General features: G+C 68.8%; 17 protein-coding genes. 10 read left to right on the forward strand and 7 right to left on the reverse strand.

Going from position 1 to position 20530, the window contains the following annotated elements; genetic code table 11:
* Nucleotides 1-90 precede the first annotated feature (90 nt).
* Both OHN74_RS12300 and OHN74_RS12305 read right to left on the reverse strand, forming a co-directional pair.
* A complete protein-coding gene (locus OHN74_RS12300; RefSeq protein WP_327694607.1) occupies nt 91-1431 on the reverse strand; it encodes a DUF3500 domain-containing protein in 1341 nt (446 codons plus the stop codon).
* Nucleotides 1432-1528: 97 nt separating this feature from the next.
* A complete protein-coding gene (locus tag OHN74_RS12305; RefSeq protein ID WP_327694608.1) occupies nt 1529-2821 on the reverse strand; it encodes an MFS transporter in 1293 nt (430 codons plus the stop codon).
* Between the two features lie 89 nt (nt 2822-2910).
* Here OHN74_RS12305 and OHN74_RS12310 point away from each other — a divergent pair, with 89 nt between their 5' ends.
* From OHN74_RS12310 to OHN74_RS12325, 4 genes are all read left to right on the forward strand, one after another.
* A complete protein-coding gene (locus OHN74_RS12310) occupies nt 2911-3888 on the forward strand; it encodes an ArsR/SmtB family transcription factor (protein ID WP_327694609.1) in 978 nt (325 codons plus the stop codon).
* 212 nt (nt 3889-4100) lie between these two features.
* Nucleotides 4101-5159: a TIR domain-containing protein gene (locus OHN74_RS12315; RefSeq protein ID WP_327694610.1), complete on the forward strand. Its 1059-nt coding sequence runs from the start codon at nt 4101-4103 to the stop codon at nt 5157-5159.
* 51 nt (nt 5160-5210) lie between these two features.
* The gene (locus OHN74_RS12320) at nt 5211-5774 is read left to right on the forward strand and encodes an NUDIX hydrolase (RefSeq protein WP_327694611.1); all 564 of its coding nucleotides are present in this window, start codon (nt 5211-5213) and stop codon (nt 5772-5774) included.
* Between the two features lie 609 nt (nt 5775-6383).
* Nucleotides 6384-6995 carry a hypothetical protein gene (locus tag OHN74_RS12325; RefSeq protein WP_327694612.1) on the forward strand — a complete coding sequence of 204 codons (612 nt, stop codon included), beginning with the start codon at nt 6384-6386 and terminating at the stop codon, nt 6993-6995.
* A 142-nt stretch (nt 6996-7137) separates the two neighbouring features.
* Here OHN74_RS12325 and OHN74_RS12330 read toward each other — a convergent pair whose 3' ends face one another.
* Nucleotides 7138-7575, reverse strand: a complete 438-nt coding sequence (locus OHN74_RS12330; protein WP_443060379.1) for an ATP-binding protein — start codon at nt 7573-7575, stop codon at nt 7138-7140.
* 198 nt (nt 7576-7773) lie between these two features.
* Here OHN74_RS12330 and OHN74_RS12335 point away from each other — a divergent pair, with 198 nt between their 5' ends.
* From OHN74_RS12335 to OHN74_RS12350, 4 genes are all read left to right on the forward strand, one after another.
* On the forward strand, nt 7774-8622 hold the full coding sequence (locus OHN74_RS12335; RefSeq protein ID WP_327694614.1) for a helix-turn-helix domain-containing protein: 849 nt from the start codon (nt 7774-7776) through the stop codon (nt 8620-8622).
* Nucleotides 8619-8867 carry a DUF397 domain-containing protein gene (locus OHN74_RS12340; protein WP_327694615.1) on the forward strand — a complete coding sequence of 83 codons (249 nt, stop codon included), beginning with the start codon at nt 8619-8621 and terminating at the stop codon, nt 8865-8867. Before OHN74_RS12335 ends, OHN74_RS12340 begins: the two co-directional genes overlap by 4 nt.
* An 83-nt stretch (nt 8868-8950) precedes the next feature.
* Nucleotides 8951-9913: a hypothetical protein gene (locus OHN74_RS12345; protein WP_327694616.1), complete on the forward strand. Its 963-nt coding sequence runs from the start codon at nt 8951-8953 to the stop codon at nt 9911-9913.
* Between the two features lie 121 nt (nt 9914-10034).
* Nucleotides 10035-10805 (forward strand): intradiol ring-cleavage dioxygenase, encoded by a 771-nt coding sequence (locus tag OHN74_RS12350; RefSeq protein WP_327694617.1) that lies wholly within the window; start codon nt 10035-10037, stop codon nt 10803-10805.
* A 163-nt stretch (nt 10806-10968) separates the two neighbouring features.
* Here the strand turns inward: OHN74_RS12350 and OHN74_RS12355 are convergent, their stop codons facing one another.
* The gene (locus tag OHN74_RS12355; protein WP_327694618.1) at nt 10969-11613 is read right to left on the reverse strand and encodes a DUF4360 domain-containing protein; all 645 of its coding nucleotides are present in this window, start codon (nt 11611-11613) and stop codon (nt 10969-10971) included.
* A 360-nt stretch (nt 11614-11973) separates the two neighbouring features.
* Here OHN74_RS12355 and OHN74_RS12360 point away from each other — a divergent pair, with 360 nt between their 5' ends.
* On the forward strand, nt 11974-12852 hold the full coding sequence (locus tag OHN74_RS12360; protein ID WP_327694619.1) for an intradiol ring-cleavage dioxygenase: 879 nt from the start codon (nt 11974-11976) through the stop codon (nt 12850-12852).
* Nucleotides 12853-12949: 97 nt separating this feature from the next.
* Here OHN74_RS12360 and OHN74_RS12365 read toward each other — a convergent pair whose 3' ends face one another.
* Both OHN74_RS12365 and OHN74_RS12370 read right to left on the reverse strand, forming a co-directional pair.
* The gene (locus OHN74_RS12365) at nt 12950-15244 is read right to left on the reverse strand and encodes a peptidoglycan recognition protein family protein (protein WP_327694620.1); all 2295 of its coding nucleotides are present in this window, start codon (nt 15242-15244) and stop codon (nt 12950-12952) included.
* A gap of 176 nt (nt 15245-15420) precedes the next feature.
* Nucleotides 15421-15879 (reverse strand): RrF2 family transcriptional regulator, encoded by a 459-nt coding sequence (locus OHN74_RS12370; protein ID WP_327694621.1) that lies wholly within the window; start codon nt 15877-15879, stop codon nt 15421-15423.
* A gap of 63 nt (nt 15880-15942) precedes the next feature.
* Between OHN74_RS12370 and OHN74_RS12375 the strand changes: the two genes are divergently transcribed.
* On the forward strand, nt 15943-18930 hold the full coding sequence (locus OHN74_RS12375) for a beta-galactosidase (RefSeq protein ID WP_327700088.1): 2988 nt from the start codon (nt 15943-15945) through the stop codon (nt 18928-18930).
* Here OHN74_RS12375 and arfA read toward each other — a convergent pair.
* Nucleotides 18927-20441 carry an arabinosylfuranosidase ArfA gene (arfA, locus tag OHN74_RS12380; protein ID WP_327694622.1) on the reverse strand — a complete coding sequence of 505 codons (1515 nt, stop codon included), beginning with the start codon at nt 20439-20441 and terminating at the stop codon, nt 18927-18929. The two genes, OHN74_RS12375 and arfA, sit on opposite strands and share 4 nt — an antisense overlap.
* Between the last annotated feature and the right edge of the window lie 89 nt (nt 20442-20530).

A 20530-nucleotide genomic window follows, 5' to 3' on the forward strand; every position in this document is an offset into this window, starting at 1 on the left:
CAGGCCACGGCATGGACGAAATCGCTGACGACCCGTCAATGGTCTTGCTCCAGAAGGAGTTTGGGTGCCACCGACGAGCGGTGTGCCGGGCTAGTGATCGTGCTCCAGGTGGAGCTTGAGCAGATCGACGCCGTAGTCGCCCCCGTTGGGGGTCCGGACGATGGTGTGGATGTGCTGCTGGGTGGGCGTGCCCCCGGGCCCGCCCATGCCGCCACCGCCACCGCCTCCTCCGCTCGATGACTTGTTGCCGTAGCCGAGGGGCGACTGGGCGTCGTACTCGATGAGTACGACGGGACTGTGCACGCGGTAGTAGAAGGCGGAGGAATCCTTGGTCTCGCCGATCCAGTAGAAGTACGTGTCGTCGAGATGTTCCTCCACCTCGGACATCCGCACCTCGGCGTGCGCGTCGGCCATGTTGCCGACGTAGACGCGCACCAGGTCGAGCAGCTTCTGGCGCGCGGTGGCGCTGAACCCGGCGGCGGCCAGGCCCTGGTAGGCGAGCTTGAGGTTGTCCTGACCGGCGCCGGCCTTCAGGTTGTCGCCGGCCTTGGTCTCCGAGGAGATCACCTTCTCGCGCTGGGCGTCGGTCAGGGCGCGCAGCGCGGTCAGACCGGCGGTGGTCTCCTTCTTGAAGGTGGTGATCTTCTCGCCCTTGTAGGTGGCCGAGGTCGGTTCGGAGCCCATGAAGGTCGGGGTCATGACGACCTGGTCGCCGAGGACGAAGTAGTTGATGGCGACGTGATGCCCCTCGTACTGGAACCCCCAGGGCTTGCTGGTCGAAGGCGTCCCCATGAAGGTGAAGAAGTAGGCGCCCTCGGTGAGGGTGTCCCGGCCGCCGCCGCTGTAGTCGCCGAGGAACGCGTTGAGCTTCATGATGTTGCGGGTCTGGGTGAGCCCGTCGGCGGACAGCGCGACACCGAGGAGCGCGTACCCGAGGTCGCGCTGCTTGTCGGTGATATCGCCCATCCGGACGCCCTGACGCTCGTACCCGTCGACGTTGCTCCACTTCAGCCACTCGTCGTCGTCCACGTCGAACACGCAGGACTTCCGCTGGGCGCTGGAGAGCCCGTCCAGGAAGGCCTGCGCGGCCTTGACGACGGCATCCGTGGAGACGTCGGTGGAGTGGATGGAGTAGAGCCCGTCGACGGTCTTCCCGTCGGTGGTGACCCCGGTGAAGTCGGCGTACTTGACCTCACTGGCCCCGGGTCCCATCCCTCCACCACCGCCACCGCCGGGCCCGCCGGAGGGCATGCCGTTCGGGGGGCCGCCGTACGAGGAGGAGGACGACGACGTACTCGCCGAGTCGGAGGATCCGGAGGAGCAGCCGGTCATGGTCGCCAGGGCGGCGACTCCACCGGTGAGCAGTGCCTTGTTCATGAACCAGCGGCGGCTGCGCTCGGTTTCGGGGGTGCGGGGGCGGTGTTGGGACATGGGGCCACGGTGGGGCGCGAAGCTGAGGGAAAACTGAAGGCCGGCCGAGGCGGCGACCGGTGACGCGCCTCATGCCGCTGTTGCGTCCGGGGGCCGGTTATGGTCCGGGCTTGGGCAACATCGCCGTTGAGCAGTTCGGGACCGGGACCGGGGAGGCGGACACGTGCCAGGTGAGAATCCAGCCGGCGGTGAGCGCCACCGCGCCGCCCGCCAGGGCGATCGCGCCGCCTGTTCCCAGGCCTGCGGCCGCCAGGCCCAGGCAGACCGGCCCGACGCCCTGCAGCGTCATGCTGCCGGAGCCGAGCAAGCCGAAGGCCTGACCTTGGCCGTCCTGCGGCAGGGCGTCCAGAAACGGGCGTTGCAGGCCGAGACCGTAGGCGTATCCGAGGCCGCTGACCAGCAGCAGACAGGACGAGACGCCCACTCCGGGCTCGGCAGCGAAGCCGATCAGCGGCAGCCCCGCCAGCGCAACCAACGGGACTACCAGTCGCTCCCGGGCGCGTGGCCGTAGGAGTCGGCCCACCAGCAGGTCACCGACGAGCATGCCGACCGGCAGACAGCCCATCAGCACCGCGTACCAGCCGGGCGCGAAGTGGCGTTCTCCCGCGTAGGCGACGATGAGGCCTTCCGCGCCCGCTACGAACGCGACGGGTAGCCACTGGGCCAGCATCAGTCGCCGCACTGTGCGTCCGCGCAGCAGCAGGCCGGCACCCCGCAGGCTTGCCCGGACGGCCCCGCCATCGCCCCCAGCACTGCCGGGTGTGCCGCCGAACTCTCCCGGCTCCAGCCGGGGTAGCCGGAGGCGGACAGCGAGCGCGCATCCTAGGTAGAGGGCGGCGCTGACCACGAGCGCCCGGCGCGGGCCGAGTGCCGCGACGGCCGCACCACCCAGCGCCAGACCGAACAACTGCGCGCCGGAGGAGGCGATGTTGTTCAGTGAACGGCCCAGTACATAGGCGTCGCCCTCCAGCCACCGCGCGACCAGCCGGCTCGACGCGCCGTGAAACACCGGTGTGGTGAGGGCGACCAGCGCCACGACACCGAGGCTTGCCACGATCGGCATCCGCACCAGGGCGAGCAGCAGGGCGGCGGCGCACTCCAAGGCGTAGCCGCCGACGATGAGCGCGCGGGGCGGCAGTCGGTCGGCCAGTGAGCCCAGCAGCAGCGAGCCGAACAACTGCGGGAGAAAGCCGATGCCGAAGGCCACCGCGCTCAACAGCGCGGAGCCGGTGGCCGAGAAGACCAGCACCGAGAACGTGGTGATCCGCAGCGAGCCCGCAGTGATCGCTACGGCGCGGGTCGAGAAGAGCAGCCGGAATCGCGGCTCGGCCAGCACCTCCCGGTAGGTGGCACGGTCGTTGCCCTGCGCGGGTTCGGCGGTTGGGGTCATGACGCGCACCCTCGCCGCGCGCCCACGCCACTCACCAGTGATTCGTCGCTGGACGAATCGAAACAGACGTCCAGCGGTAGCATGGCCGGGTGCTCCGCTTCGAGGTCTCCGTCGAGGACCTGCTGCGCAGCCGCTTCGCACTGTCTCCCGCGCTGGACCTCTGCCTGCTGCTGCGCTCGCTCATCGGCCAGGGCCGGCCGCTGCCGCGAGCCTGGGCCACCCGGCTCATGCCGGCCTTTGTACGGCTTCGCCGCGACACCGAACTGAACGCCGCACTCGCCCTGCAGACCCCGCAAGGCGGACCGAACTTCGTCGCCCCACCCCCGCGCGGCCTCAACCAGACCTGGGCGGACGACCTGGCCGTAATCAGGGCCACACCCCTGGAAGCGGCCCGCCACGAATTCGCCGTCACCACGACCGGACCGTCCGCCCGCGATCCCCGCGTACGCGCGGTGCTGGACTCACCGGACGCCGTCTCCCGGATCGCCGAGGCGATGGACCAGGCGTGGCACGAGCTGCTCGCCGCGGACTGGCCGCAACTGCGCGCGGTCTGTGAACGCGACGTCGTGCACCGTGTGGGTGTGATCGGCGAGCACGGATGGGCCGCGACCATCGAGAGCCTGCACCCCGGCATCGCCTGGCACGCCGGCGGTATCGAGATCGACTTCTTCCGAGGCGGAACAGTCCCCCTCGCCGGCGACGGGCTCCTGCTGATCCCTTCGGTCTTCGTCGGGCATATCGCCACGCATCTGGAAGACCCCTGGCCCAGGACCCTGGTCTACCGTGCCCGCGGCACCGCCGCCCTGTGGGGCGAACAGGAGACCGTCCCCCGACCGGACGCGCTGACCGCTCTGGTCGGCCGGGCCCGAGCCCGGCTGCTGGTGGCGCTGGACGCCCCGGCCAGCACCAGCCACCTCGCCCGAAGCCTCGCCATGACACCCGGCGCGGTGGGAGACCACCTCGCCATCCTGCGAGGCGCGGGGCTGCTCGTCCGCGCCCGGTCCGGACGGTCGGTGCTCTACCGGCGCACCCCGCTCGGCGAGGCACTGGTCGCCGGTTCGGGCTGAGGGCTACCGGCTGCCCGAACAGCCCCACCGAAGTCGCCCTCGCCCGCTGACCCGGCCCCTGCCGGCCAAGGCCCGCCCGGCCGGCTGCCCGGCGCGTCACGTGACGCGCCGGACGAGACATCCTATTTTCTTCCCCGGCGCATGAATCGGGTATGTGGGTGTGAGACTGTCGGGGTGGGCTGAGTGCAGGTGGCATCGGGCAAGGGGGCGTGATGGTGGCGACGTTCAAGCCGCGGATCTTCATTGGATCTTCAGGCGAGGCCAAAGACATCGCGCACTCCCTGCATAAGGCCCTGTCCGCGTCGGCTGCTCCAACTGTGTGGTACGAGGATAATTTCGCAGCTTCCAGGACAGTGATCGAGCGGCTCGACGAGGTCGCGCATTCCGAAATTGATGGCGCTGTCCTGGTGCTCACTGCGGACGATCTCCGTGAGCGGGCCGGAAGCACGTCTTTAACGCCACGCGACAATGTCATATTTGAGTTAGGGCTCTTCATCGGTGCAGTGGGAAGGGACCGCACATTCGGTCTGCTGTGCAGTCACTGCGCCAAGAGTCTGGAACTTCCCAGCGACCTTCTGGGTGTCACATGGTTGCACTTCCAAAATCCGCGATGCAACGGAGCCTCGTCCGCGACGGACCCGGTCGCCTACTTGGGACATCTCACCAGCGCAGTCCGCGGTGCCGCAGATCAGATTCTGAACGGCCTGAAAGCGGCGAAGGTTTCGCCTGTACGGGCACCAGGCCTCCCCGACCTGGTCAAAGCCTATCCGATGCGGAGATTGGTGACGCGACACACCTGGAATGAGGTGCTGCAGAACGCCAGTCGGCATATCTGGCTCTACGGAATGGCCGAGCACGGATACGCCGAAGACGACGACGTCCCCGAGCTGCTGGCGAGCGCGGCCTTCCGGGGCTGCGAAATCCGGGTGCTCCTTCTTGATCCGGACCACAGCGGGACCTTGTCGGTCGACCGTGAGGAGGGAAATCCGTCGGGGACGATCGCTCCCCGAATCAGAGCAGCTCTAGCCAGATTTCAAGCCATGGCGGAAGCGTGCGACGGCAACATGCAGGTGAATGTCTACGACGGGCCACCCACTGTCAGTATCGTACGCGGTGACGATCGTATTCTCGTCACACCCTACGTCCGATACATCTCGGGCAACAACACTCCAACATTTGAGCTGGAAAGCGCGGAACCCGTTGGCATGTTCGGTCGCTATGCGCGGCATTTTCAGAAAGTATGGAACGATTCCAGGCCATGGAGTGGGTGAAAGATGATTGGTTTGAAACGACGCTCACGCAAGCAGGCTACTGAATGCACCATGCAGAACGCTGAACTGCTTGAGACCGAGGTGATCACCGAAGGTCCCAAGAGGTTCGTCCGCGAGAAGTTGCGCATGCCAGACGGAAAGGAGATCGACTGGTATTACATCGACACGCCGGACAGTGTCATGATCGTACCCATCACCGCGGACGGTGACGTCGTGCTGATCCGCCAGTACCGCCACAACCTGAAAAAATACACGCTCGAAATCCCGGCCGGCACCGTCATGCGTGGAGAGAGCCCCAAGGATGCCGCTCTCCGTGAACTCTGGGAAGAAACCGGTTTCAAACTCGCCAGCCAATCCGCCTTGATCGATCTGGGTGACTACTTCGTTCTGCCTTCGGAGACCAACCGGAACGCCCACCTGTTCCTGGCCCCGTCCGTACTTCTCGGCACCACAGCACCCCCTGGTGACACACAGATCGAGAAGTACTTCGACATGAGCGTGTGCTCCCTGCCGCTGACAGAAGCTCTGGCCAGAATCGGCCAAGAGATCCACGGCATCGAGACCGTTGCAGCACTGCTCATGGCTGCAAACGCCATGAAGGCCGACAACGCATGACCATTACCGCCGGAACGCAAGGTCTCCGGCGGCAAGCTCCATCGCCACTGATCGCGCTCCGCGTCGTCCCCGCCCGTACGGCAGCCGTCCCAAGATCTGCCCGGTCCGCGCGTGGACCGCGTGGAAGGAGGCGGTCGGGCTCGACGACCCCGACGGGTGCGCCTGGCGGCGCCTCCTCAACCGCTGACACACCGTCATGGAGTGCGGGCTGCAGCCCGAGTCCATCGGAGACATCGTCACCCGCGCCGGCGAACGCGCCGGGATCGAGATCCGCTTCACCGGCCACAGCCCCCGCTGCGGACTCGCCACGTCCTTCCGGCTCAAGGGCCACGACCAGATCGTCATCGCCGAGCAAGGTGGTTGGGCCCCGCGCACTCCAAGGTCCTGGCCGGCTGCCTCGAAGTCGTCGACCAGTGGGAGGACAAGCACCTACACGTCGACCTTCCGCACTCAGGACCGGGTTCCGGTTATTCTTGTCCGCGATCTCCGAATCCCCACCAGCACCATCGAAACGGCCGAGTGCACGCTGCCTGTCCTGCTCCGACGGGGCGCCGGGTCGGGGCATGAGGGCACAACCGGGCCGCGTCGGCCCAGAATGCGAGGACCCTGATGGCGGAGGTCTCGGCAGGCAACCCGTGCCCGTTTCTGCGTGCTCTGGTCGCACACGACTACCTGGACGATGGTGTGGTGCCGCTGTCCACCGCGGCCGGCACGATCGTGCGGGTCGCCGCCGCAGGCGAAGGCGAATCCGACCTGCCGGACAAGGCGGTACGGCTGATCGCACTGCTCGCCAACGGGATCAGCCCCGCCCAACTGGTCCGTAACGCCCGGCAGGGCGTACAGCTGAACGCGCTGCGGGACGGCCCCCTGGACAAGCACGGGGCAGGCTCGCGCATCCTTGATGTGAAGGCCCAGGTCAACGAGAGCGAACTCGACCGGCTGGACACCTTCGCCAGCGACAAGCAACGGCCCGACGGCGGCACCGAGCGCGGCCTCGACCTCGCCGAGATCACCCGCTACATGGAAGCGAACTACGAGCGTGCCCGGAGCCACCGCCGACGCATCGACCGCAAACTCATGAACGGGGAGTTCCCGCAACTCCTGAGGGTGATCGGCCGCGACGGCCCGCAGGGGCGTTACCTGTCCCTCGACGACGTGCGCCGCCTGTGCGTCGAGCGGAAACTGCCCCAACGGATGCTGGACCGACTCGAAAAGCGCTGAGACAGCGAGCGCGGCCCGCACGGGAACACGCCTGTCGGCACACTGGGCGACACGGCTTCGATGCCCCGGATCAGGTGCGTGAGCGAGCAGGGCGGCGGCCCGGGGCGGTCGGAGTGATCCGCCCCCGCACCCGCCCAAGCCCCTACCTCAGCCCCTGGCGCCGCACCAGCGACCACCACTCCGGTACGTCCACCTCGGCCCGTACCGTCTTCCCCGGTGGCTCCCGGTCCAGCACCTCCCACCGGTCCGCCACCGCGTCGACGAGAACCAGCCCTCGCTTGGACTCCGCCAGGGGCGACGGAGGCCTTACGTCCCTCGGTCCCGGCGGGCGCGAGCCGCTGCGGCTGTCGGTGACCTCCACGCGCACGCCGCCCGTGACGAGCGTGAGCCGCAGCTCGAAGTCCCGCCCGGGGACGCGTCCATGGGTCACGGCGTTCGCGGCCAGCTCGGCGACGATCACGGCGACGGCCTCCGAGACGTCCGAGCCGTACAGGATGCCCCAGGCGTGCAGCTGCCCCACGGCGAGGTGCCGGGCGAGACGGGCACCTCGCGGGGTGGAGCTCAGGCGCTGGGTGAACATACGTACGGTAACCGGGTGTTGAGGGGCCGAGGATGCGCTCATGCGCCCAATGTGGCGCGCGGAAGGGCCACTTCACCAGGTCGGAGCCGTGTACGCCGGGGCAGCGTACGCGGTTACGGACTGGACAGTACTCGTTACTGCACGTGAGCATTGGCGGATCGGTGTGCGGCGGGGCGAGTGCGCGAGAGGTGGTCGGCGATGACTGAGGGCACGCAGGGGACGACGGGCGGCGAGCCGGAGTTCTCGGACAGTTTGCGGACGTTCGGGGCGGTGGTCCAGGCCTTGCGCGAGCACATGGGGATGAGCAGGAGGGAACTGGCGCTGGCGGTCCGGTTCTCCGAACACACGGTGGCCTCCGTCGAGTTGGGGAGGCGGATGCCCGATCCGGAGTTCGTCGACCGAGCGGATGCGGCGCTCGGCAACACGGGGGCGCTGAAGAAGGCGGCCGAGTTCCTCAACCGGCAGCCGGGACTGGCCGCATGGTTCAGGCGGTGGGCGCAGCTGGAGGGGACGGCGATCAGCCTGTGCACATACGAATGCCGCCTGATTCCGGGCCTGTTGCAGACGGAGGCGTACGCGCGTGCCGTGACGATGAGCGTGCCGCCGCTACCCGTCGAGGAGGAGTTGAACTGGCGGATCGAAGCCCGTCTGGAACGGCAGAAGCTGCTCTCCGTGCAGCGGAATCCGCTGTGCTCGTTCAGCTTCATCCTCGAACAGGCGGTGCTGGAGCGGCACACGGGCGGCGAGGAGGTCACCCGGGAGCTGTTCGACCACCTGTTGGACGTGATCGACCGGCACTGGAACGTGGAGGTACAGCTCATGCCGCTGCGGCAGCCCGTACACGCGGGGCTGGACGGCCCGTTGCAGCTGCTGGAGACACCGAAGAACAAGTGGTTCGCCTACTCCGAGGGGCAGGAAAACGGCCGTCTCATCTCTGACCCGAAAGGGATCAGCATCCTCCAGCAGCGGTATGCGAAACTGCGCTCGCAGGCTCTGACACCTGAAGATTCCCGGAGCCTGTTGGAGCGGATGCGAGGAGCGCTATGAGGACGACGTCCAGCCTGGCCTGGTTCAAGAGCAGTTACAGCGGCTCCGAGGGCGACGACTGCGTCGAAGTCGCCCTCTCCTGGCACAAGTCCAGCTACAGCAGCGGCAGCCAGGGCGACTGCGTCGAGGTCGCCACCTGCCCCGGCACCGTCCACATCCGGGACTCCAAGGACAAGGCGGGCCCCCAGCTCACCCTCTCCCCCGCCACTTGGGCCGGCTTCGTCGCGTACGCCGTCAGGGTCTGACAGCGGGCGGGGCGAGGTGCGGTCGAACATAAACCGCGTCCGCCGCGTCACAGTCCCGACAGCATCAGCTTCGGGGGGACCCCATGCGCACGCACAACACCCGTACCACGACCCGGCTCGCCCTCGTCCTCACCCTCACCACCGCCCTGTTCGCGGCCGGCTGCGACGGCGAGAAGGTGGAGGACGGCAGCACCGTCCCCAAGGACGGCAGCACCGTACCGAAGTCCACCGCGCCCAAGAACAGCCCCGCACCGTCGAACAGCCGCGCCCAGCGGGTCGCCGACGCCTGGGAGGGTTCCAAGGCGGGTGAGGACTGGCTCAAGGGCTACTTCCCCATGGGCGACGCGGCCCAGCCGCCCGGCGGCGGCTTCCGCAGCGAGGACGACAAGATGGCCTACGAGGGGGAGAGTTACGTCCTGCGTGGCGAACTCCCCGCCACCGCGCCCGAGGAGGGGAAGGTGGAGTGGGAGGGCGGAGGCTCCCTCGCCCACCCCCTGCTGGACGCGCGGCAGACGTACAGCGCCCTGAACCGCTACGGCGAGTCCGCGGACCCTCATCTCATCGTCACCGGGGCCAAGTTGGGGGAGATGACGATCTCGACGAGCCGGGGCCCGGCGACCGTACCGGCCTGGCTGTTCACGCTGGAGGGGTACGACGAGCCGCTCAAGCGCGTCGCACTGCGCCCGTCGAAGCTCCCGAAGTCTCCGATCGGGCAGCTCGGGGAGTCACCCACCGAACTGTGGCAACTCCCGCGGCTGGTGGACTTGTCCGAGGACGGGCGGACCATCACCGTGCTGGCGCACCACGGCTCCTGCGACAACGGCCCTCGTGTGAAGGCACTGGAAACGGACGGCAGCGTGGTGCTCTCCGCGACCGTCGCCTCCAGGAAGCTGGATCCGGATGTGGCCTGCGACGCCGCCATGCACGGAAAAAAGGTGAAGGTCGAGCTGGACCGGCCGCTGGGCACCCGGATCCTCCTGGACGCCTTCATGGGACGTCCGGTGCCGTACGGCGAGGAGGGCTGGGCCTCACCGAGCTGGAGTTGAGGCGCTGCGCCTGCCTCGCCAACCCCCTTGTCTCACAAGTGACTTGACGTGTCGTCACTTTGCCAAATCCCTAGCTCGTCGACAGGACATCGACAGGAAACCCCACTAGCTTGCCGTGTCCATGACAGAGATTTCGGAAACGCCCCCCACGGCGATCGGTCGCCGCACCGTACTGATCGCGACCGGCGCCACCGCCGCCACCCTGGCCGTGGCCGTCGCCGTGCCCGAATCCCCGGCCCCCACCGCGGACACGACCGCTCCTGTCGCCGCCGCGGCCGTCTGCACCCTCACGAAGGAGATGACCGAAGGCCCCTACTACCTCGACGGCCAGTACGTCCGCGCCGACATCCGCGAGGACAAGACCGGCATCCCCCTCAAACTCACCCTCACCGTCGTCGACGACGACACCTGCGCGCCCCTCGGCAACGCGCTCGTGGAGATCTGGCACTGCGACGCCCTCGGCGAGTATTCCGGCTTCGTCGGCAACAACGGCCACAACGAACCGGACAACGGCACCTTCCTGCGCGGCGGTGTACTGACGAACTCCAGCGGGGTCGCCAACATCACCACCGTCTACCCCGGTTGGTACCGGGGCCGCTGTGTCCACATCCACCTCAAGGTGCACACGAACGTCACGCTCACGTCCGACGGCTCGTTCACCGGCGGCCAGGAACTCCACACCGGGCAGCTGTTCTTCAACGAGACGATCACAGCGAAGGTCGCGGCACTCTCGACCTACGCGGCCAACACCGTCACCCGCACCACCCTCGCCCAGGACTCGATCTACGACGAGGGCGGCGCCGCCTCCGGCCTCCTCACCCTTACCGCACTGGGGAGTTCGACCTCGGCGGGGTACGCGGGGACACTGACCGTGGGCGTGGAAAGCAGCTGACGCCGGCCTCCCCGGCGTAACCCGGCACACCGGGAAGGGTGGTGCGGACACGGCCGGCCGTGTCCGCACCACCCGCACGCCCACCGACCCGACGGGCGACGCCCCGCGAGCGTGTCGCCGCCCGTCGGGCAGGCCTACAACTCCCTTACGGCTCCCACAGATCTCACTTCGCGGGGCACTGCTGCCACGCCAGGTGGTAGATCGTGTCGATCTCGCCGTCCGTCGAGTCCATCGCCATGAAGCTGGTGCCCGTCGACGTGCCCGCGTTCACCCGCAACTCCGTGTTGATGTTGAAGTTGCGCTGAACTCCACAGGGCGCCCACACCAGTTGGGCCCACTCGGTGGTGTCGGTGGCCTGCCAGTTGTCGTTGTACGGACCGTTGTACGAGTGGTTGCGGAACGCCGTGTTCGACGAGCCCTGGAAGTAGTACGAGGCTCGCTGGACGCCGCTCGCGCCCCGCTGAAGGGCCGCGAAGCCCCGGTAGTCGACGCTGGCGATGGCGTACGTGAAGCCCGCCGGGACGTGGACCAGCAGGTTGAGCTGGCAGTTCTTGCGGAACGCCGTCGGGTCGGAGTTGCCGCCGGCCTGGGCGAGGTAGTCGCTGTAGGTGACGGTGAAGGCGGTGTTGTCGCCGGAGACGGCCACCGCGGCCGTACCCGCGGGACAGCCGGAGCCGTTCACCGTGGCGACCTTGATGACGATCTTGTCCGGGGGCGGGTCCTCGAAGGACGACCCGGCACCCTGTGCGGGTATCGCGGAGGCGAACAGAGCGGCAATCGCGCCGCTCACGAGCAGGCCACCAGCCATGGTTCTCCCTTTCGTCGCAGTGGTGCAGTGGGGGGTGAGAATCATGCGTGCACAGCAGTCATGCACATGCCAAACAAGACGCACGACCGCACTCAACCTGTGATTGAGCCATGAAGGATCTGTGAAGGTCGAGCGGTCGCAGCATAGGTGGCCCGGCAGGCACCAGCCACGTCGATCCCCGGCCAATCCCCGCCCCCGCGCGGCCTGTTTAGCCCGTCGATGTAACGCGCAGCTATCATCACGCCACGCGGAGTGTGCCCCAACTCCGCACCAAACCAATGGAGTTGAGCGTTAGGTCCCCAGGGCATTCATAGCCGGGTTTTAAGGAAATCCTCAGGTGCGCCCCTAGGTTTCCGGGACATGACAGAGAACACGAACCCCCAGAACAGCGCCCCCACGACCGCCTCCGAGGTCCTCTCCGACACCACCGCCGGCGCGGGCAAACACCGGCTGAGCAAGTCCGTACAGCGACGCCGCGTCCTGATCGGCGGCGGTACCGCGGCGGTCGTCGGCGGACTCGCGGTCGCCGGCTTCGCCTCCGCCAGCCCGACCACCACGGCCACGGAGTCCGAGACGGCCACCAGCACCTCGGAGGACAGTTCCTCGTCGACCACCAGCAGCGTCTGTGTCCTCAACGCCGAGGTCACCGAGGGCCCTTACTCCCTCGACGGCGCGCTCGTCCGTGAGGACATCCGCGAGGACAAGGAAGGGTTCGAGGTCCAGCACACCTTCACGGTCGTCGACGTCGGCAACGACTGCGCCCCGCTCGCCGACGCCCTCGTCGAGATCTGGCACTGCGACCACCTCGGCGAGTACTCCGGCTTCGTCGGCGGCAACGGCCACCAGGAGGAGGACAACGGCACCTTCCTGCGCGGCGGGCAGCTGACCGACGAGAACGGCCAGGTCACCATCGTCTCGATCTGGCCCGGCCACTACATCTCCCGGGCCGTCCACATCCACATGCGGGTGCACACGGACGTCACGCTCACCGACACCTCGTACACCGGCGGAGAGGTCATCCACACCGGTCAGCTCTTCTTCGACGCGGACATCAACGCGAAGGTCCAGGCCACCTCCCCCTACTCGGCGAACACCACCCCGGAGACCCTTCTGTCCGCCGACAGCATCTACGACGACGGCGGTGCCTCCTCCGGCCTGCTGACGCTCACCGCACTCGGCTCCAGCGTCTCCGACGGCTACAAGGCCACCCTCACTGTCGGGGTGGACACGACCGGCTGAGCCCGGAAACGAGAACGACCTGAGCGCCGTGCGAGGACGGCGCTCAGGTCGTTCACGTTGTTCGTATCGGTCACACGGAGAAGGGGAGCCTGGCGTGCTACTTCAGGTAGACCAGGCCGTCCGTCGTGACCGCCGGGCGGCCGGTCGTGCCGACGACCACGATCTTGACCGTGTGCTTGGCGCTCGCGCTCCAGGTCTTCGTCCAGATCGCGTCACGGTACTTCGTCGTCGCCGACTTCAGATCCACTGTCGCGACCTTGACCCCGTCCACGAACACGTTGACCTGGCCGGACGTCGAGGCCCGCGACACCGCGAGGGCGGCCGAGCGGCCCGTGAACGTCCAGGTCAGCGAGGCGTTCCTGGCGGAGCTGGAGTACGACTTGCCGCCCAGGTAACTGGTCGACGACTTGGTCGCCCAGGTGCCCGTGCGGGTCGCCGAGGTCTCCTGGAGGATCACCGGCGTACCGGCGACCGAGGCCGCCCTGGTGTTGCCCGCCTGGTCGTACGCCGTCATCGACCAGGTCGTGGCCGCACCGGACCTGGCGGTCAGGTCGGCGCTGACGACCGTCGGGCCGTACGTCCTGGCGACCGGGGCCGTCAGACGCACCTCCTTCAGGGCTGCCGAGTCCGTGGCCTTCCACTTCAGGGTGACCGGGACGGCCGTCGTCTCCACCGTGCCGGCGCGCAGGGAGAGGTTCGGCGCGGTGGTGAAGGTGGGCGGGGTCGTCTCGGCGACGACGGTCGCGGTGGCGGTGGTCGCGGTCTGCCCGGAGATGTGGGTGGCCCGTACGGACACGGCGTGCGTGCCGAGCGCCAGGTTCGCCTGCGCCGAGGTCGCCGTACCGTCGGTGGTGGCGGCGACCTTGCCGTCGACCAGCAGCTCGTACTTCGTGATCAGGGCTGCCGGGGTGGTCGCCGACCAACTGACCGTCGTGGCCGACTTGGTGTACGTCCGAGTGTCCGAAGTACCCGCACCGGTCACCGAGTTGAGGGCGAGACCGGTGACCGGGCCCGCCGCATAGCTGCGGATGGTGGCCAGTTGGGCGTGGAGCTTGCTGCCCGGGCACTCGGTGGCGTAGCCGTCGCCGTGGCCGTGGATGGTCGGGAAGGAGAGCTTGTCGCCCGTCTTCCACGTCCTCGTGTTGTACTCACTGGTCCCGGCGGCGCCCGCGGTGAGCGTGGTCGTACCGGCCGGGTCGACACCGTACTGGCCGAGCTTCCAGGCGGCGAGGCGGGCGACGGAGGTCAGGACCGCCGTCGGCGGTTCGACCAGGTTGTAGTTGCCGAGGACCGAGATTCCGGTGGTCTGGCTGTTGAAGCCGTAGGCGTGCGCACCGAAGACCGGCTTGTCGACCCCGCCCTTGCGGCCCTCGAAGATCGTGCCGCACTTGTCGACCAGGAAGTTGTAGCCGATGTCCTTCCAGCCGTTCGATTTGACGTGGTACGTGTAGATGGCGCGGATCATCGCCGGGGACTGGTCGCACGTGTAGTCGTTCGTCTCGGCGGTGTGGTGGACGACCACCGCCTTGATCCCGCCCGTGAGGTAGTCCGGCGCCTCGGGGCTCATCGACTCGTCGGCGCCCCAGCCCGCCCGCAAGGTGATCGGCGGCTTGGGAGCGGTGGACGGCGGGGCCGTGGGACCGGTGCTCGCCGAGGCGTCCGGTGAGGCCGGAGCCGAAGTCGTCGCCGGCGCTGTCGTCACGGGCGCGCTGCTCGGCGACTCGGACGTGTCGGGGGAGGCCGAGGCGGACTCGCTCGGGGAGGCGGAGGCAGGGGCGGACGCCGAGTCCGTCTCCGTCGGCGAGGCGGTCTCCAACTCGTCCGGCGTGATCGTCGCGTCCGGCGACTCGGTGCTCGCAGCCGCCACGTACCCCGCCGGCTCCAGGTCGGAGACCGCACCGGTGCCGGGGTCGATCATGTCGACGCGCAGTCCCTCGGGCAGCTCGGCGGACTCCTTGCCGTCGACCCGGACCTCCACGCCGTCGGACGCGCCGACCCACGCGGGCTCGGTGCCGGCGCGGGCCGCGCCCTCCTCGCCGGGGCCGCTGTCCGTGCCCAGCTCCAGCCAGGACGACCAGGTGCCGGTGCCGGCCTCGCGGGTACGGACCTCGACCTTGCCCGCCATCCGTGCCGACGGGTCGGACCAGGTCACGCCGAGCAGACTGAACGGCTTGGTGTCCCGCTTGGCCAGCGTCGCCGAGTCGCCGTCGGCGGCGACCTTCAGCGCCGCCGCGTACTCCTCGCTCGCGATCGGCCCGGAGACCGGCTTCCCGTCGTCGGCCGCGCTGTCCGCGCCACCGCCGCTCACGCCCTGCACGATCAGAACCCCGGACACACCGGCGGCCACCACAGCCCCGATGCCCCACCCGCGACGCGATCTCAGCGATCTCATCCCCGTACGCACACCCTTCACCTGGACCCCACGCATTACATGCACATGAAGGGGTCAAGGTATCGGGAGAGTGAAGATCGTCAACAACCAACCCGCGATTTCATCCTTCGAAGTGGTTTACAAGCGCTCCGATGGAGCAAAATAAAAGGCCCTCAAAGACCGGAAACTCGGAACATTTACGGGTTTTCCCAGGCGGCCGGTTCCGCCGCCAGCCCCCGCACCGGCTCGGGCAGCTCCCCCGACGCCAGATCGGCGAAGGTCACCCCCTCCAGCACCTTGCGGACGTTGGCGCGCAGGGCGACCCACAGCGGCAGCAGCGGTTCGGCGGGGCCCGTGTAGGCGAGGCCGGTCGGCCGTTCACCGCGCACGGACACGATGGGCCCGTCGACGGCCCGGACGACGTCGGCGACAGTGATCCCGTCGGCGGGGCGCGCCAGCCGGTAGCCGCCGTTGCCACCGCGCCGGGAGTCGACGATCCCGCCGCGCCGCAGATCGCCGAGGATGCCCTCCAGGAACTTGTGCGGGATGGCCTGGGCCGCGGCGACGGTCTCCGCCTTCACGGCACCCTCGTCCTGCCGTACGGCGAGCTCCAGCACCGCTCGCACCGCGTAGTCAGCCCGCGCCGAGATCCTCATGGGGTCATTGTCGGTCGTCGGGATGTGTGGACAATGACCGGACACGTGTACGAGGAGATCCCTTTGGTGCTGAGCAGACGAACCTTCACCGCGGCCGTCGGCACCGCCGCCCTCGGTCTCTCCCTCGACGCGAGTGCCCGCAGGGTCTCCGACGCCCCGGCCGGGTCCACGCCCACCGGCCCGCCCCCCGCCCCGCCCACGGCGGACGGCCGCCCGCACACGGTCGGCTTCGACCGCTACTCGCTCCTTGTCGACGGCCGGCGGCTCGTCCTGTGGTCGGGCGAGATGCACCCCTTCCGGCTGCCCAGCCCTTCCCTGTGGCTGGACGTCCTCCAGAAGATGCGCGCGCACGGCTACAACGCCGTCAGCGTCTACGTGGCCTGGAACTACCACTCTCCTGCCCCCGGCCGGTACGACTTCACGGGCGTCCGCGACCTCGACCTGTTCCTCCGCCGGGCCGCCGAGACCGGCCTGTACGTCATCCTGCGCCCGGGCCCGTACATCAACGCCGAGGTCGACGCCGGCGGCTTCCCCGGCTGGCTGACCGCGACGAAGGGCCGCGCCCGCACCTCCGACCCGACCTATCTCGGGCATGTCGACGAGTGGCTGACCGCGGTCGACAGGATCGTGGCCCGTCATCTCCACACCCGGGGCGACGGCACGGTCCTGCTCTACCAGATCGAGAACGAGTACGGCTCGTACGTCACCGAGCCCGCCGGCATCGACTACATGTCCCATCTCTACGCCAAGGTCCGCGCCGACGGCATCGACGTCCCCCTCTTCCACAACGACCTGGGCAGGAACGGCTACTGGGCCCCCGGCACCTTCGACACCGGTGGCGAGCGGGGGCGTTGGCTGTACGGCTTCGACGGCTATCCGGACCCCGACCAGATCCCGCCGGACTGGGGACACTTCGGGATCGGCGGCGAGAAGGGCGGGGCCACGGCGAGTCCCGGCACCCCCGGTTTCATCCCCGAGTTCGGGGGCGGCTGGTTCGATCCGTGGGGCGGGGCCGAGTTCGACGGCGCGGGGTACGCGGGGTCGGCGCGGACCCGGGACGCGGCCTACGAGCGGCGCTTCTACCTCACCAACCTCGCCAACGGGATCACCGTCCACAACGTCTACATGACTTTCGGAGGCACCAGTTGGGGCTGGCTGCCCGCCCCGCAGGTGTACACGTCGTACGACTACGGCGCCGCCCTCGACGAGGGGCGCCGGGCCGGCCCGAAGGTCGTCCCCATGCACCAGTTCGGGCATCTGGTGCGATGCGTACCGGAGTTGGCCAAGCTGGACCGGGCCGAGGACATCGCGGCGGAGGACGCCGGGATCAAGGTCTACCACCTCTCCAACCCGGACACCCACGCCCATGTGTACGTCCTGCGCAACGACTCCGCGGAGCCGGTCGCCTCGACGCTCCCGGTCGCCGGGGTCTCGCTGCCGGTCACCGTCCCCGCCTCGGACGCCCGTCTCCTGGCCGCCGGAATCACCCTGGGGCGCCGGAAGCTGGCGTACTCCAGCGCCCAGCCGATGCTGTGGCTGACGGCAGGTCGCCAGGACGTCGCCGTACTGACGGGACCCTCGGGCGAGACTTCGGTGACGGCGGTGGAGTGCGCGAGCGAGCCGACGGTGACCGTGCGGACAGGGGCCGCGGAGTTCTCGTACGCGGACGGGGTGGTGCGGGTGACCGCCCGACTCGGCGGGCTGACACGGGTGTTGGTGGAAGGGGGCGGGGTCTCGGCTCCCCTCCTGCTCCTCCTGGCCGACGACGAGACCTCCGTGCGGCTGTGGCCACGTGAGACTCCGTCGGGGTCGGTGCTGGTGTACGGGCCGTCGCTGCTGCGGACCGTCGAACTGCGGGACGGTGTGGTGCGGTTGACCGGGGACACCGTCGACGTCACCGAGCTGGAGGTGTGGGCGCCGCGCGGGACACGTGAAGTGGTCTGGAACCAGGAGACGTTGAAGGTGTCGGCCACCGGCTCCGGGAGTCTGCGGGCCGAGCAGCCGTTGGCAGGGGTTCCCGAGGTCGCGCTGCCCGCGCTGAGCGGCTGGCGCCGGCTTACGGAGAACCCCGAGTCCGATCCCGGGTTCGACGACTCCAAGTGGACGGTCGCCGACCGGACTTCGACGTTCAGTACGACCGCCGTGCCCGACGGGCAGCCGGTGCTGTTCGCCGACGACTACGGCTTCCACTACGGGGACGTCTGGTACCGGGGTTCATTCACCGACGCCTCGGGGGCGGAGTCCGTGTCCCTGGCCTACAGCACGGGGACCCAGGGACTGCTGATGGCGTGGCTCGACGGCGAGCCGCTGGGGTCGCACCGGATGCCGGTGCCGGACAAGAAGACCGCACGGAAGGGGAGTTGGACGGCCACGGCGACCTTCGACGTGCCGGCGAAGGCGCGTACGCGCGGTCGGCGTGTGCTGTCCGTGCTGGTGCGGCGGATGCAGCACGACATGGACGGCAAGGCGCTGGACACGCACAAGGTCGCGCGCGGACTGACGGCCGTGACCTTCGGCGGCGCGAAGCCTGTCGTCCGGTGGCGGTTGCAGGGCGGGACGGCTGCCGATCCGGTGCGCGGACCGCTCAACACCGGTGGGCTGTACGGGGAACGGGAGGGGTGGCATCTGCCGGGGTACGGGGACGGCGACTGGCCTGTCGTCGACCTCCCGCGTACCGAGGGGCGGCGGCTCGGGGTGACCTGGTACCGGACCGGGTTCCGGCTCGCCGTCGATCCGGGGGTCGACGCGTCGATCGGGCTGGAGCTGACGGACGATCCGGCGCGCGCCTACCGCGTCCAGATCTTCCTGAACGGCTGGAACATGGGCCAGTACGTCAACGACGTCGGCCCCCAGCACACCTTCGCCCTGCCGAACGGCATCCTGCGCACCCGGGGCGCCAACACCCTTGCCCTGGCGGTGCTTTCGGACGGTACGACGGTGTCGGGGCCGGGGGACGTACGGCTGACGTTGACGGGCAGCTCGACCGGGGGAGTTCCGGTGACGGTCGTTCCCTCCCCCGGCCGTCCCCCGGCCGGTGGTCCGCGGACCTAGGCGAGCCGGATCACGTTCCACGACAACGGCTCCAGGACCGCGGTCAGTCTGCCGTCCTGGACGGTGGTGCCGGTGGCCGGGTGCGGGGTGACGCGCTCCGGGTCGGCCAGGGTGTTGCGGGCGTCCGGGTCGGCGTCGGCGATCACGCTGTGCTCGACGACCGACGTCAACTCCAAGCCGTTCAGGGCGACTTCGAGAGGAAGCGACCGGGTGCGGTCGCGGTTGACGGCGAAGACGGTGACGGTGCCGTCGTCGGCGCGTACGGCGGTGGCGTGCAGGAGGTCCGTCTCGCCGTACTTCTTCGTCTCGTAGGTCGGCGAGTCCACCCGTACGTCGAGCACCTCGCCGCGCCCGTACCTGCTGGCCTGCGCGAACGGGAAGAACGTCGTCTGGCGCCAGGCCGGGCCGCCCGGCTCGGTCATGATCGGGGCGATGACGTTGACGAGCTGGGCGAGACAGGCGACGGTGACGCGGTCCGCGTGCCGGAGCAGGGCGATCAGGAGCGAGCCGAAGACGACGGCGTCGGTGACGGAGTAGACGTCCTCCAGGAGGCGTGGAGCCTCCGCCCAGTCCCGCGCGCCGGAGTTCTCGATCTCGTGCCACTCCGAGATGTACCAGACGTTCCATTCGTCGAAGGAGAGGTTGATCTTCTTCTTGGACTTGAGCTTGGCGCCCACGTGGTCTGCGGTGGCGACCACGTTCTCGATGAAGGACTCCATGTCGACGGCGGAGGCCAGGAAGGAGTCGACGTCGCCGTCCTCGGGCTGGTAGTAGGCGTGCAGGGAGATGTAGTCGACGAGGTCGTACGTCTCCGTCAGGACCGTCGCCTCCCACTCGGCGAACGTCGGCATCGACTGGCTGGAGGAGCCGCAGGCGACGAGTTCGACGCCCGGGTCGATCTGGCGCATCGCGCGGGCCGTCTCGGCGGCGACACGGCCGTACTCCGTCGCCGTCTTGTGGCCGGTCTGCCAGGGGCCGTCCATCTCGTTGCCCAGACACCAGAGGCTGATGCCGAAGGGGTCCTTGTCGCCGTGGGCGATCCGCCGCTCCGCCAGAGCCGTGCCGGCGGGGTGGTTGGCGTACTCCTGGAGTTCGATGGCCTCGGCGACGCCGCGGGTGCCGAGGTTGAGGGCCATCATGGGCTCGGCCTGGGGGCCGATCTTCTTCAGGAAGGCGATGAACTCGGAGAGGCCGAAGCGGTTGGACTCCGTCGAGCGCCAGGCGAGATCGAGGCGGCGGGGGCGCTCGTCGACCGGGCCGACCGAGTCCTCCCACTTGTAGCCGGAGACGAAGTTGCCGCCGGGGTAGCGGATCGTGGTGACGCCCAACTCCCGGACCAGGTCCAGGACGTCGGTGCGCAGGCCCGCCTCGTCGGCGGCGGGGTGGCCCGGTTCGTGGATGCCGGTGTAGACGCAGCGGCCGAGGTGTTCGACGAAGGAGCCGAAGAGTCGGGGGTCGACCTCGCCGACCTTGAAGGCGGGGTCGAGGGTGAAGCGGGCGGTGCGGGACATGGGTTCCTCTCCGGCGTACGGCGTGCGGTGTTCTGTTCATCGGCGTTCGTCGGTGTTCGGTATATCGGCGTCCGCTCGCAACTTCGAAC

The organism is Streptomyces sp. NBC_00459 (genome assembly GCF_036013955.1).
Taxonomy (GTDB): Bacteria; Actinomycetota; Actinomycetes; order Streptomycetales; family Streptomycetaceae; genus Streptomyces.